Raw genomic sequence first — 13,660 nt, forward strand, 5'->3', positions numbered from 1 at the left:
ATTTTTTCATGGATATTTCGTCTGTGGTTGTCGGGTGAGACCTTCACAAAGGATTATTACAACAAATGACGAATTCATAGAAAAGACTATTAATGACAAGATGAGGGTATCATGGCTCAGCACAACGTACTAATGACCTCGCCTAATCCTGATGTCGCGAACTCGCGGCCCCATCGTCTTATTCGCCACTCCCAGTTCTGGGTCGGCCTTCTGGTGTTCTGCGGTCTAGTGGCATTTTGCTTTGTTGGCCCCTTCATCTATACCAAGAGCCCTTATACTATCCATTACACGATGATTGGCCATCCCCCGTCCCGGGCACTGCCGCTGGGCGGCGATGAACTTGGCCGGAACGAACTGAGTCGCTTGATGTTAGGGGGACGGTTGCTGATTATTGTGGCGCTAGCCGCTGCAATGGGAGCATCGCTGGGGGGTGTCGCGCTGGGCCTTTTGGCGGGATTTCGCGGCGGGTTTATGGACCGACTTATCACCTGGGTCAGTGACGTTGTGCTAGGTATTCCCCAACTTATCCCACTCCTCTTGGTGGACGCCATGTTGCGACCAAGTGCTATCTCGATGATGATTATCGTCACGGCCACTTCATGGCCTATGATAGCAAAGCTCGTCCGAGCAGATATTTTAAGCCTCCGTGAACGCGATTATGTGTTGGCGGCGGAATCCATGGGTGCGCGTGGATCTCGCATTATGTGGCGCCATTTGCTCCCTAATTTGTGGAGTACGATTATCGTTGCCGCGAGCAGCCAAGTAAGCCAAGCCGTCTTAGTGGTCGCCACCGCGAGTTTCTTGGGATTTGGTCTTCCGCCACCGGATCCCAACTGGGCTGGAATGATTGCAAGCAGTACCCAAGCCATTTGGAACGGTTATTGGTGGATCATGGTATTCCCTGGTGCCGCTTTAGTCATTTTGCAGCTCTCAATTAATTCAACAACCGAAGCATTGCGAGAAATGTTCGTCGCGGGAGGAGGCCACTAGATGGCAAAGTTTTTATTGCGTCGACTGGTCGAAGCAATCCTCGCTCTCTTATCGATTGCCGTGCTGCTGTTTTTTATTTTGCACATCGATACCACGAGTCCCGCTCGAGCCATTCTCGGTCAAGAAGCTACGCCTGCCAAGATTGCTCAACTCAATGCCAAACTTGGCCTCAATCAACCGGTTCCAGTCCAATTTGTCTATTGGCTGAAAGCCATCCTCATAAACGGCGGAATCGCGTCCATCATTAAGAAGGAACTGCCGCCTACCGTGGAACTATTGGTGATGGGAATTTTGTTGGCGTTGCTGCTCTCGATCATCGTCGCTCGCGTGCAGGCGCGTTATCATAACACCTTCATCGACCGCATTCTCTCCCTGATCATCGCACTGTTAAGCGCCATTCCGGGATTTTGGATGGGAAGCTTGCTCCTCTTTCTATTTGCCATTCTCTATCCGCTATTTCCCCCGACAGGATTTCCACGAATACATCCCGGACTTATTAGTTGGGCCTGGCACGAAGTGCTTCCCGTTACTACCTTGGCCCTCTCGACAATGGGACCGTGGTCACGGCAATTACGGGTGGCGCTTCACGACGCTAGTCTAACGCAATATGTTCGCACTGCGCGAGCCAAAGGGGTGGCCGAGCATCACATTATTCCTCACCATACCCTAAAAAACTCACTCCTTCCTCTCATCACGCTGGTGGGACTCTCGATGCCCATGATGCTCAATACGGTGGTGGCCATCGAAGTCATTTATGCCGTTCCTGGAGCGGGAAATAGCCTCGTTTCTGCGCTTGACGGTCTGATGTTTTCGAATGCCGCAAGCATTGCCTTAGTCCTCGCGTTTCTCACCATCCTAGGCAGCATCTTGGCGGATGTCTCATATAGTCTGGTCGACCCGCGAGTGCAATATCGTTAATACGCCACCGCACCCGATGCGATGCGTTTACCGTCTGTGTTCTTCAAACAAAGGCGACAACCGGCTCAGACATTGGTACACCTACGCTTCAGTATCATGAAGAAACCATCAAGCAATTACCCGGCACAATGCTATTGACGTCGCTTTCTACCAACGGTACTGGGACCTCAGCTAGTGGTCCCACCATCCCCGTATTCATCCTATTACCGTCTAGAAAAATTTAAACTACTTCATTATCTGCCCTAGACTTGTATGCGAACTCTTCTCCCTCCCTCTCCGGTAGGCCCACTAGCCCATGTCACCTCTCAGTAGCCGGCTAGACGTTCTGCGCGCTGGCGTTTCGACTATCCTCACCCCACTCCGAATCTCCATCGTATTGGACCGCATGCAGAGCCTTTTGCCAGCTACCAAAATACTGGCTGGCCGCCCAATAGAGGCGCCGGTGGTGTCGGCGCATGGTAATATCGCGTACGTCAGAACTACGGTGCAAAAGCTCCGCGATTTCTGAGCGAATCGTCTCTTCGGTATGTCGCTTGTTACGCTGTATGGTATCCGGATCAAATCCCGAGTGAATCAACGCTTGGCGCCATGATCCGAAATAGTACGTCGCTGCTGAAATCAGTCGATTATTCAGCTGTTGGATCGCGCGCGCGTTCAGCGGAAGTCCCAATTGATGATGCTTGCGAATCTCCATTAACACCTTCTCTTGCGACCAATGGCCACGTGGATGACGCTGCGCGTGAACAAAAGCCATGCTAATCCCGGCCTCCTTCAAGGCCTTCGGCCAGGAACCAAAATATCGCCGCCCGGCGGCCAAAAGGGCGCTATCCTCAGTTTCTAAACTTTGCGGATTGAGAGCTAACTTTTTCTGATGGCGATCCAGAATACTCTCAATGACCAGTTCAGCAGTCCAGCGACGACGAGCGACCATGAATGAACCTCCTAACGAGAACTTGTGATTGTTATCACTTTCCCATACTGTCTCCGACGCCACAATGCTTCATACGCGAAATGCATGATATTACTGGTGAACGACACTACCTCGATGACCAACAACGCGACGCCCCCAGCACGCACACGATGTGACGTGTGGCGAGCCAAATTATTCTAAAGACCAGCCTATTTTTTAGGGACTATTATCGCTGCCATAAAATGCGTATGATATTCTCATCATCGAAGAAATGGAGGTGTTCCATGACCAAGTGGAGTGAATTTAAATGCTTTGATTGTGATCAAATATTTTTGATGCCCAAGGGGCCAAAAGCGACAACCTGCCCTCGCTGCTCATCTGATCGCATCCAATATGCGGGAGATCATCAGATCGCTGTGGAAACCGATAGCCACTAAAATGTGATAAAGCAAAGGGCGTTTTTTTCTCACCCCCCACGCCTATTGTTTGTGGTGCTAGCGTGAACTATTTCGCCCTATCATGTGACCTCCTAACCCACTGATGCATGTGCCACATTGACGTCCATCCAACGGTGTGGCAGTCGGAATAACATTTTAACTGTCATAAGCCACGCCAGCCTTTGCCGGTACCAAATGACACCCAGAGTGGAAGCGACGCCTACACACTTTGGCATGACTGGATGAGCCGCCCACCTTCTTTTGAGTAGTGGAGTGCACGATGGAACAGGCCGACACGAGAGATTGACACGACCAGTTCAGCAGCCACTCCTGGTGTTGGTCAGATTGATTCAATAATTTCTTCTTTCTCCAACGAAAAGCATCTTCCACGTATGGCTCGCACACCGAGGTCCCATCAAGAAAGTACCAAAAATACCCATGAGGCATTCGCCAGCTCAGCGAATGCCTCATGTAAAGTGGGTTACCGTGTCCAGATAACAGCACTAACCTTATCACGTCGCTCTAAGCACACGCTCTAAGCCACCTGATAATAGTGCTGGCTATATCCGGACGCCTGAATTTTGAGCGGCAGGTCTCAGGGTGAGTGGTACACATGCAACCCACTTTCCTACAGCTCGTGAGGAACCGACACTATGTATTCTCCCCGCATGAACCACACGATACATCACGCCGCTCACGCGATATGGCGATGTTTTTGCAACTAATTAGTTGAATACCACGCTATCTGTGGCTTCCACTTGATCCAAAAGCGTCTTCGCTTTTTGGACTTCGTCAGGCGAACCATGCACAATGAGGAGATATTTATCTTGTTTCACCGCATTTTCGTAGCGGACCACGCTATCCTTAGGAACCCCAATATTGACGAGTGCTGCCCCTAAGGCGCTTAGTCCTCCGACGACGACACCACCTTCAAGTGCGCCTACAATAATGGCCACCAACGGACCGGCGGCCAATAGCGGGCCAACTCCGGGAACTAAGAAGAAACCGGTACCGAGCAGGAGGCCCCAGAATCCACCCCAGATTGCTCCCCAAGTCGCCCCAACGCCTCCCCAAACCTTCATCTTTTCACCCACGGTATAATAGCCTACCGGGTGTTCCTCGGTATGATAGCCTTTCCCCACAATAGAGAGTCGATTCATGTCAAATCCCGCTTGTTGCAGTTCTTTGACTGCTCTATCGGCTAGTTCGTGCGTCTCATAAATTGCAATGGTTGCAGAATTCTTCGATTGCTCCATGCTATCTGAGGTCATACGTCCCACTCCTTTCAATAGTCACCATGCTGCAGTTATGGCGATCGGTCTACCCGAGCCCTACTCTGAACTATGCAAGCGAGAATCCAAACTTTCTCAAAAGAAATTTTGGCCTGCTCTATTAGCATAACGCGAACTGGCGATCTTTTCCACATCGTTAGGAAACGCCTATCCTCACGAGGCGCCGAACATCCCTAGGCCTTATTCACGCTGCAGTTCCTGCAGCCAAACGTTCTCTTTTAGTGAGCGCGCAACGGACGCTAATGATCCAAATCAATTTTTTCGAGATCGTCGGCGTCGCGTCAGTCTCCATTGACAGATTGAGTACACTTATTACGTACACCTTGTGGAGGAGCATACTCATACATGACCAAGAAAAATGGCTGGCTGGTATTTATCGGGGGACTAATCATGCTGCTCTTGTTCATTGGCTATCTGTCCGGATATCGTTTCTCTTCACTGGCTGCAGCGCGGGCAAACTCGTTCATTGGTCATAAAGCCACGCCGTTTGCTCAGATGGACACCCCCAGTGGAACGGTAATCCTCTTCAACACCCCAAGTGGCCCAAGGACTGTGATGGCCTATCACTCCGGGTTTCTGTGGAGAGCTCCGGTCAGTACCTATCTCGGAAAAGAATCCCCCGGACCTATCCATACGGTTGGGTGGATGTCAATTGCCGAAAACCACCATGCTTTTACGATGATTGCCGTCGCCGTCAGTACTTCAAAAATCCGCACCGTATCCATCGGCCCTCGGGGCGATCGAGAAACCCAAACGGCGGGAAATCATCGTCTCTTAATATTTCATTGGAATCGCCTGATTCCTTTTGACACCATGAATCCATTAGCCTATTCACGAAGTGGAAACGCCCTTTATCGCTATGAATCAAATCCCCACGATGCCACCCAGTACCTCTGGCTTCCGATTAAAAATGGCCTCCGCCAATAGTTCCTGGAACGCTTCCGGTAACACCTCAGTCAAGTGTCGCGCTCCATGTCCAGACTCTCAAGGAATCTTGATTCGATTCGTTGCCGGTTGCAGAGTGAGATGTCTCCAAATTCTCCCCATCTCTCTAGGACCGCTGCCACCGATGGAGCGGTCCTCGGAGAGGGTCACTCCCATAGCATCAGGCTAAACTCTCTAGTATCTCATTGGTAGAGCGCACCCGGCCGATCCGAGTCATGACATTATCCAAGGTAAACCGATGTGCCTCGGCACTCATGTCTGACATCGCATCTTCCACAAATACTTGCTGATAGCCCCGCTCATAAGCATCACGCGCGGTACTTTCCACTCCAATATGGGTCGCTATCCCGCACAATACAATGGTGTCAATGCCGCGACGACGCAACTGCAAATCCAAGTCAGTTCCGTAGAACGCGCCCCATTGACGCTTACGGACCACATGGTCTCTCGCCTTGGGACCCATTTGAGGCACAATTTCATCCCAACCGTCGGGAAGACCCCCAGGGCGATTCATCACAGTATCTGAGAGTGGTTGCAAGCCATCTTTGCCATCAGGAGATGGTCCCACATGGACTAGTACCACGAAACCTCCGCAGGCCCGAAATCGGTCGGCCAGTTGGGCCGATCGGGTCACGACATCGGATGCCGCATGCGGGGCGGTCGGCATGGCAGTAATCCCTTTTTGCAAATCAATCACGACCAACGCGGTATGTTCTGGATTAAGCGTCAATGCTTGCGTCATTTCCTCATCCCTTCCGAGTCACTGGTAGCGACTCATAGAGTACTATATCACTTTACTACTCGATACGAAGCATATCGCAAGATTGACCTACTCAAGGACCGCCTTTATATACATCAGTGCACCTTTGAGCTGATCGTAGCTGTATTCATGGTAATTTAGACTCTGCAATGACGTGATAGAAACACTCGATGCTCATCCCACTTCTCGTATTGACACGCTTTCATCCACCAAGCGTGCTACGGAACAGGTTGTCCGTAGGGACGATCTGGATATCCCCACTCCCCCGGATGGCAACCGCCGCTCATTTCGCGCATCACAACGAATTTCAATACGCCGAATAGTCTGAGGCCTACTGCACGATTCCCCGAACGGCTTCCGTGACCAAGCCACGCCCCGCCTCCGAAGACCTTATCCAGTAACCCATCTCAAAGCGTCCTATCTCCCAATTAATGCGGTGTAGTCCCGTGCTGGCGATAAAGCGTCCCGACGACTTTAAAACCATGTGAAGACGCAAATCTTCGCACAGTAAAAATTGAGCATGAGCCCGACGCACATTTTTTCCACTTCTGCTGGCGTCTGGATGTTTACAGCAAACGGCATCCACTGTATAAACTCCGTATGAGATTCTACAATGACCTCATGAACGGCAATCCCATCACCGGGTAATGGGCATCGCAACAACCGATCGGTTGCAAACTGGTCAGGAAAGACCCTTAGGATCGCGTTCATCACGGGCCTCCTATTTCATCATCACCGCCCGTGAGAGTTTTGCATGACCAAGATTGAAAAAATCCTTCACTCAGTTGGCAGGTACTAAAGCAAGATTTTCCAATACCTCGCGAACTCACGGGTAACGTGCCGGAGAATTCCGCACATTACCCGTATGACAGGAGATGATCGGGGCGGACACAAGAACAAAAAAACATTTAGGCCGCAGCACATAGCTCTATTAGGCGTCTCCACTTAGCCGGGTGCATCCTCGGCGACTTAACCCGCCCCTTCCGGAAAATCCGCTACCATTCCCACGACTAGACGCCGTGACAGATGTTCACCAAACTTAAGGTGGGCGCTCAGCGCGACAACACTCGATCACACGCAGGATGGTGGGAAGAAATAGGACCCAGCACAAGCGCTTCCGATCCCCTCAGAGTGATTGATGCCCGCCGCGTTTGCCTGTGCCGATCCAATGCCATCCGTCCTCGTCTACAGCCGATCCAATGGCGCCATTGCTCCCCGCCCCAAAAACATTCGATGGCGATTGTCCTTGGACGAGACCCCCTATATCGCCTCGCCATTTGGACCCAAAGGCGGTTCACCAATGATTACATGTCTTATCCCCATACCAACTGCTCTATGACAAAAGACCTTTTTTCCCAAGGCTATGGAAGACCTACAACAATATAAATCTTTCCCGGCGACCCATCATTTGCCATTCGGCATTCACACTGAATACCCGCCCCTAACAAAAAGAACGCCATCCCCTAAGGATGGCGACTCGTGTACGATTTGCTATAGGAAGTGCCAAGGCATCGACCTGGTCACTTCTTTGGTTAATCACTAGTGAGAGCTTGTCGGATAATCGGTGTATCCATGTTCATCTCCTCCAAAAAACGTAGCAGGATCGGCACTATTTAATGGCAATCCGGCTTTCAGGCGCTCCGGCAAATCGGGATTCGCTAAAGCCCATGCCCCTACCACCGCCACGTCAGCTGTCCCTTGGTCCACATCGACCGAAATTTTATCTAACGGGCGACCAGCGCGATTCACCAAAAGGCTGGTTGGCCACAATGCACGAATTTCTCGTAAAAATTCATCATTGCCTGTGTGCAGCACATGCAGATAGGCTAGTTTGAGGTTACCGAGATCCGAAATGAGCGAGCGATACACATCACTACCGCTAGCCCCTTCATCGAGTCCCCCGGCAGTACTGAACGGAGAAATACGAAATCCGGTCCGGTCTGGTCCAATTTCATCGGCTACGGCACGCGCCACGTCAATGCCAAATCGCGCACGATTTTCGGCAGATCCACCATACTGGTCGTCACGACGATTCGCATTTTCCGCGAAAAACTGGTGCACCAGATAGCCATTGGCACCGTGAATCTCGACTCCATCGGCTCCCGCCAGTATGGCCGATCGGGCGGCATGACGAAACTCTCCAATAACCGTGTCGATGTCTTCTGTGGTCATGGCCTTAGGCACCGGGATATCCTTCATCCCCTCTAGCGTAAACATTTGAATCCCTGGAGCCAAGGCCGAAGGCGCTAGGGCTTGCCGATGGTTTAAGGTATTATCAGGATGCGATATACGACCGACGTGCATGAGCTGAATATAAAAGTGTCCTCCTGCCGCGTGGACACTGTCAATAATGCGCTTCCATCCCGCAATGTGGTTGTCGGTATAAATACCGGGAGTAAAGATATACCCTTGACCGTCATCCGAAGGCTGAGTGCCCTCGCTGATTAAGAGCCCCATTGACGCCCGCTGTGTATAGTAGAGCTCTGCCAATTCACCTGGCGTCCCGTCTGGAAGCGCTCGACTACGTGTCATAGGCGACATCGCTAGGCGATGAGGAAGTGTCATACGACCTACCTTGACCGAGGTCCACAATTTTGTTGTCAACGGAAATCCCTCCAATGATCATTTTATGTACTGTACTATATATACTATATTATTTTTAGCTTATTGTACAACGGAAGTTTTGCTGGTAGATAGTCGAACTAAAATTGCTGACGCCCCATCAGTACTGTAAGAGCCAAGACAGTATTTGCACCGGGCAAATCTCACGACGAGATTCTTCGTTCTAATGTGCCCTCTTTAGGACATATGGCTGATTCGCCGTATTTTTTTCGAACAATAGGGTGCCCCTTATCCCAAAGTGATATGGGGCGAATTGCCTTGGCACCGACTACGAGGACCCGGCCCATGGGAACGCGCGTCTCGCACCATGACACACCATTCATCGTGAAAACATTACGCATCGTCATCCGTGGAAGCCTCAGGAAGGAAAATGTCGAAGCGATCTAGCGCCTTTTGTATTGCATCCAAATATGGGTGTGCTGTATCTTTCGCACGAAACCGAAAATAGAGACTCCGCAAAACATGTTCCGCATTTGCGCCACCCAATGTCTCCACCCCATCATCCGGCCCCACCAGGCGCTGAAATCGATTCAACCATTTATCTAACATACTAGTGCTCACCCGTCCCGATTCAATGATCTGATAAGCCGCGTATGCCAGACGATCGTCTTCCAAGTATCCCAGTGGATAGGGAAGCGTTGCAAGGTATTGTATTGTGGAAAATACTTCAGACAAACGATGTATCGGCATTCGAGGATGACGGGCAACAACTCCCAACGCGTCCGCGGTATGTGCAACGGCATGAGCCCAGCCCTTATCGACCACATAACCGCGCCAATCCCTCTCCGCTCGCGCATAGTCGAATACCCGATCGAGTGTGTCGACCACCACAGACTCCGAAAGCCTCCCTTCGTCTAAGTCCTCTCCAAGTATGATAGGGACCACAAGTACAGAAAAGCTACGCAAGAAAACACTGTCGGTCTCAGTCTCGCCAATGCCTGCATAGAGGTGGTGGTCATCTAGGGCTGTCTTCAACAGCACCAACTGCTCCTCAAGGTTCAGCAATCTTTCCGAAACAAGACGCTCCATCATCGTATAGGATAGGGTATCCCGAAGCTTGGGGTCGGGGCTGCCAAAGTGCTCAAGCAACTCTTGAGCGAGTAGCCAAGCATTTTCCGGAGGCCAATTACCACCGTCGGCCACCCCTTGCAATTCCTCGATTGTCACGCACGTCATCCCTCTCGTGGTACAATTCCTGAACATTCGCCGTGCCTCTGGAACCCGAGACACCACATTGGCGAATCTCTCTTAACATCATAAGCCGTGTGGGACACTGTGGTAAATGTCCGCACAACACAATCCAGTTATTGGTCTCTCTCATGGGAATTTGTGGCTCCACAATAGCCATATTGGCCAGTGACTTATACCGTTACAGGGCCTTCTACAAGGCTAAGGCAATACGACGCGGAAATTATTTGCATCATACTGTTTGTTGCAGTATAATTTCGTTAGAAGGGTAAATACTTTATCGTCGGACACCATAATGGTCATATCGAGGAGGATGAAACATGAACGAGGCAAAGGTGCGTCAAGAAATCATTCGAGCTGCTCAAATACTGGCAGAATCAGGGATGTTATTTCGTGGGGAACACGCCAACTTATCCGCACGACTAGATGAGCAACACATCATTATGACACGCGGTGGGTCTATTGGCCACTTGTCGGAAAGCGATCTCGCCGTGTTAGATTTACATGGCAATTTGGTCAATGGCGAATCGATGGAACCGAGCATGCAAGAAATCATTCAAATGCATACCCGGGTGTACCGCTCTCGTGCTAGTGTGGGGGCCGTCATTCATACCCATGCTCCCCACATCACCGTATTCGCCGTAGCGCATCAGCCTATTCCGTTAGTCTACGAACCACTACTACGTTTTGGCCTCACCGAACCGGTGCCGGTAGTCCCTTGGGCACCACGCGGGTCAGATAAATCGGTCAACGCTATTATTGACGTCGTAGAGAACCATCCAGGCCTTTCGGCAATCATGATGGCCAATCACGGCGCTTTAGTATTCCACCAAGACGCCATCAGCACGGCGCGTCTTTTAGCCACACTGGATGAGGCGGCCGAGCTTATTATTCAATCTAAGTCTTTAGGCGGTGCCAAAGAACTGCCGCAAGAAGCCATCGATGAAGTCAGAGAACGCATGCAGGTCTTCGGGTCACGGCAATAATATCTGAGCATTCCAGGGGAGGGCCCGACTTACGCAATCGGCGCTTTCCCCTGGTTTAAGGAAGAAGGATGCGATAGTCAATGCCCATGTCACCTCGCCATCGCATTCCGGATCGTGAACCACAACGGGCCATCCTGTTGTCGGGACGTGCCCTCTGGCTCAGCTTTGCTGCAGCGACCACGGGAACCTTTATGGTAAATTTGGACTCCAGTGTCGTCAATGTGGCGCTGCCAGTATTACAACATCAATTTGTTCTATCGATCGCGACGTTGCAGTGGGTCATCACGGCATACCTTCTGGTCATCACCGGGCTATTGCCGGTGGCTGGTCGTATGGCTGACGCGTTAGGTCGTCGTGACGTCTTTTTGGCGGGAATTGCTATTTTTATTATGGGTTCAGTAAGTAGTGCACTTTCGCCAACATTTTCACTATTGGTTTTAGCACGCGCATTTCAAGCCTTGGGTGGAGCGACCATCATGGCCAATGTCATGGCAATCATTGCATTGGTCTTTCCGGTCAATAAACGAGGACAGGCGTTAGGCCTCATTGGTTCTGTTGTAGCTGCTGGCACCCTGGCTGGCCCTCCGCTGGGAGGAATTCTGACCGCATTTTTTGGATGGAGAAGCATTTTCTGGATTAATCTCCCCGTTGGGCTCTGGGGATTATGGGGTTCTTGGCATTACTTGCCCCGATTCCCACGCGATCCCGATGTCTCACTCCACTCATTAGACTGGATGGGCGCATTACTATTCGCCGCGATGACATCGTTATTGCAGTTTGGACTGGCTAATTGGCACTCCCGCTGGGGCTTAGGACTCTTTCTGTTAGAAATCCCAACCACGTACAGCTTTATTCGGTGGGAACTGCGACGCAAGACCCCTCTCATCCCCTTGCGACTCTTTCGAATTCATCCATTCACAAAAAATCTTCTGTCTGGAATGGCATATTGGATTCTCATGATGTTTCCATCGTTTCTATTGCCTTTCTACCTTCGTTATGAGCTACGCTTGTCGGTCAGCTTGATTGGGATCAGTCTCGTTCCCCAAGCCTTAGCCATGGTCATCATTTCGCCCCTAGGAGGACGATGGTTGGACCGTTCCGGAGTTTTATGGCCAGGGAGAGTCGGATTGGGGTTATTAATGCTCGCTAATGGTTTTTTCATCCTACTTCCACGCCATACCGCCCTCTGGGAGATCTGGATTGTATTGGTATTCGTCGGAGCTGGAGCCGGACTCTATTCCTCTCCTAACAATGCCGCTGTCTTGAGTTCGGTCGGCCCTGGGGATACCGGTCTGGCGTCCAGTTTGCTAGCCACCCAGCGGAATCTTGGGAGAGCCGTCGGAGTGGCATTGGCCTCCATTTTATTGTCCTTGACATGGATACTGTACGGCTTGGGGCCCACCCCTAACCATACAAGTGCCCACTATCCTCTCTGGTTCTTCTGGGGGTTTCGCGGGGCCTTTGTTGCCTCCCTCGGAATCGGCGTGATAGGACTACTCACCCTCGTCGATCCACACCCTGCGAACCGATCTGGCACGATAGCAGATGATGTATAACAATAGTCGCCCTAAGAGAGTGATTATCTCTGACTCTATACCGATTTTGAGTCCCGTTTCCACCACCCCATGCCTCCGCGCACATGCGATACCAGTGAGAAGTCGGTCTGCAACGGACAAACTGCGGTGGCCCGTTTGACAGATGAGGATAATCCTCTCGGACGGATCACACGTGGCCCATAGGTCTGATTTGGAGTGCCCGAAAACTGTGCGGAGCTGCTCTAGAGCAGCCGCGCCATCGCGAGGCTTAAGCAAAAGTGGCCTGGATAGTTCGTTCAGAGCCCTCATTTTGCCGCTGAGTTTCGACGTCGCAATTTCACGGGATGGCCTGACCGCGGAAGAGAGTGGCTGGACAGTGTTGTCGACACCTATAATGCTCACTCCCAACTGGATGCCTATAGCCCCATGTGGGCAAGAAGTCAGTATATCACTGACTTCTTGCCAGGCGCATCGCCGACGTCCCCACCGCCTCTATGTAAGGACCGGTCTCATCGGGGAATCCTCAGTCCGGTAGCGAGGGGATCGCCCCCGCGGAAAAAGTCTCTTAACCGCATCCGACCAGGACTACCCTTCCCCATCCTACACATTTAATCATATTTATACGTCCTGCCAAGTCATCGTTAGCATGATGGTCGTGCGCTCTCGCGTACAACTAGGATTGTCTACCATGCACCGCAGGCCATTTCCCCAATGAGAACGTTCGCCCGCCCACCCGATTGCCGCGTGTCGTAGATCCCCGGCATCCTATCCGTCCCCTACCCTAAATATGGTTGGAAGGATTTGAGGATATTCGGGAGTGGTCGTGTAGAACTTAGCACTAATGTGCTGAGAGTCAAAAGCTTGGCGCTGCACTGAAGTCTGTGGACATCCCGCCTTTAAACCTTTCTGAATGATAACTGCTCACAAGAATTTCTTGACGGGGAAAAGCCTCGGCAGCATCAGGGTGTCGGAAGGGCCCCTTCCGATAGCAGGCGTTCATGAAACACATGCATTCTGCGTGCAACACAGGGAAATATACGGGTTTTCCTCTCCACAGGCACGAGAACTTCCTTACCC

General features: G+C 51.3%; 12 protein-coding genes. 5 read left to right on the forward strand and 7 right to left on the reverse strand.

Annotated elements, in window-relative coordinates; all coding sequences use genetic code 11:
- Nucleotides 1-111 precede the first annotated feature (111 nt).
- Together ACOJWD_RS13905 and ACOJWD_RS13910 are read left to right on the forward strand one after the other, a co-directional pair.
- Complete coding sequence (locus ACOJWD_RS13905) at nucleotides 112-990, forward strand: ABC transporter permease (protein WP_486993844.1); 879 nt, start codon at nucleotides 112-114, stop codon at nucleotides 988-990.
- A complete protein-coding gene (locus ACOJWD_RS13910; protein WP_486993845.1) occupies nucleotides 991-1,908 on the forward strand; it encodes an ABC transporter permease in 918 nt (305 codons plus the stop codon). It abuts the gene before it with no gap.
- Between the two features lie 316 nt (nucleotides 1,909-2,224).
- Here ACOJWD_RS13910 and ACOJWD_RS13915 read toward each other — a convergent pair whose 3' ends face one another.
- Both ACOJWD_RS13915 and ACOJWD_RS13920 read right to left on the reverse strand, forming a co-directional pair.
- Nucleotides 2,225-2,839 (reverse strand): hypothetical protein, encoded by a 615-nt coding sequence (locus ACOJWD_RS13915; protein WP_486993846.1) that lies wholly within the window; start codon nucleotides 2,837-2,839, stop codon nucleotides 2,225-2,227.
- Nucleotides 2,840-3,980: 1,141 nt separating this feature from the next.
- Nucleotides 3,981-4,526, reverse strand: coding sequence for a general stress protein (locus tag ACOJWD_RS13920; RefSeq protein WP_486993847.1), 546 nt, complete (start codon nucleotides 4,524-4,526; stop codon nucleotides 3,981-3,983).
- Nucleotides 4,527-4,892: 366 nt separating this feature from the next.
- Between ACOJWD_RS13920 and ACOJWD_RS13925 the strand changes: the two genes are divergently transcribed.
- Complete coding sequence (locus ACOJWD_RS13925; protein WP_486993848.1) at nucleotides 4,893-5,474, forward strand: hypothetical protein; 582 nt, start codon at nucleotides 4,893-4,895, stop codon at nucleotides 5,472-5,474.
- A gap of 178 nt (nucleotides 5,475-5,652) precedes the next feature.
- On the opposite strand, the gene ACOJWD_RS13930 is transcribed toward ACOJWD_RS13925, so the two are convergent.
- From ACOJWD_RS13930 to ACOJWD_RS13950, 5 genes are all read right to left on the reverse strand, one after another.
- A complete protein-coding gene (locus ACOJWD_RS13930; RefSeq protein ID WP_486993849.1) occupies nucleotides 5,653-6,234 on the reverse strand; it encodes a hydrolase in 582 nt (193 codons plus the stop codon).
- Nucleotides 6,235-6,583: 349 nt separating this feature from the next.
- A complete protein-coding gene (locus ACOJWD_RS13935) occupies nucleotides 6,584-6,736 on the reverse strand; it encodes a GNAT family N-acetyltransferase (protein WP_486993854.1) in 153 nt (50 codons plus the stop codon).
- Nucleotides 6,727-6,963: a hypothetical protein gene (locus tag ACOJWD_RS13940; RefSeq protein WP_486993855.1), complete on the reverse strand. Its 237-nt coding sequence runs from the start codon at nucleotides 6,961-6,963 to the stop codon at nucleotides 6,727-6,729. Before ACOJWD_RS13940 ends, ACOJWD_RS13935 begins: the two co-directional genes overlap by 10 nt.
- A gap of 828 nt (nucleotides 6,964-7,791) precedes the next feature.
- Nucleotides 7,792-8,856: an alkene reductase gene (locus ACOJWD_RS13945; RefSeq protein WP_486993850.1), complete on the reverse strand. Its 1,065-nt coding sequence runs from the start codon at nucleotides 8,854-8,856 to the stop codon at nucleotides 7,792-7,794.
- A 351-nt stretch (nucleotides 8,857-9,207) separates the two neighbouring features.
- Nucleotides 9,208-10,041 carry a DUF2785 domain-containing protein gene (locus ACOJWD_RS13950; protein ID WP_486993851.1) on the reverse strand — a complete coding sequence of 278 codons (834 nt, stop codon included), beginning with the start codon at nucleotides 10,039-10,041 and terminating at the stop codon, nucleotides 9,208-9,210.
- A 341-nt stretch (nucleotides 10,042-10,382) separates the two neighbouring features.
- Between ACOJWD_RS13950 and ACOJWD_RS13955 the strand changes: the two genes are divergently transcribed.
- Both ACOJWD_RS13955 and ACOJWD_RS13960 read left to right on the forward strand, forming a co-directional pair.
- On the forward strand, nucleotides 10,383-11,048 hold the full coding sequence (locus ACOJWD_RS13955; RefSeq protein ID WP_486993852.1) for a class II aldolase/adducin family protein: 666 nt from the start codon (nucleotides 10,383-10,385) through the stop codon (nucleotides 11,046-11,048).
- A gap of 80 nt (nucleotides 11,049-11,128) precedes the next feature.
- On the forward strand, nucleotides 11,129-12,604 hold the full coding sequence (locus tag ACOJWD_RS13960) for an MFS transporter (RefSeq protein WP_486993853.1): 1,476 nt from the start codon (nucleotides 11,129-11,131) through the stop codon (nucleotides 12,602-12,604).
- Nucleotides 12,605-13,660: the final 1,056 nt, after the last annotated feature.

The sequence above is a fragment of the Sulfobacillus sp. TH-112 genome (assembly GCF_057473405.1).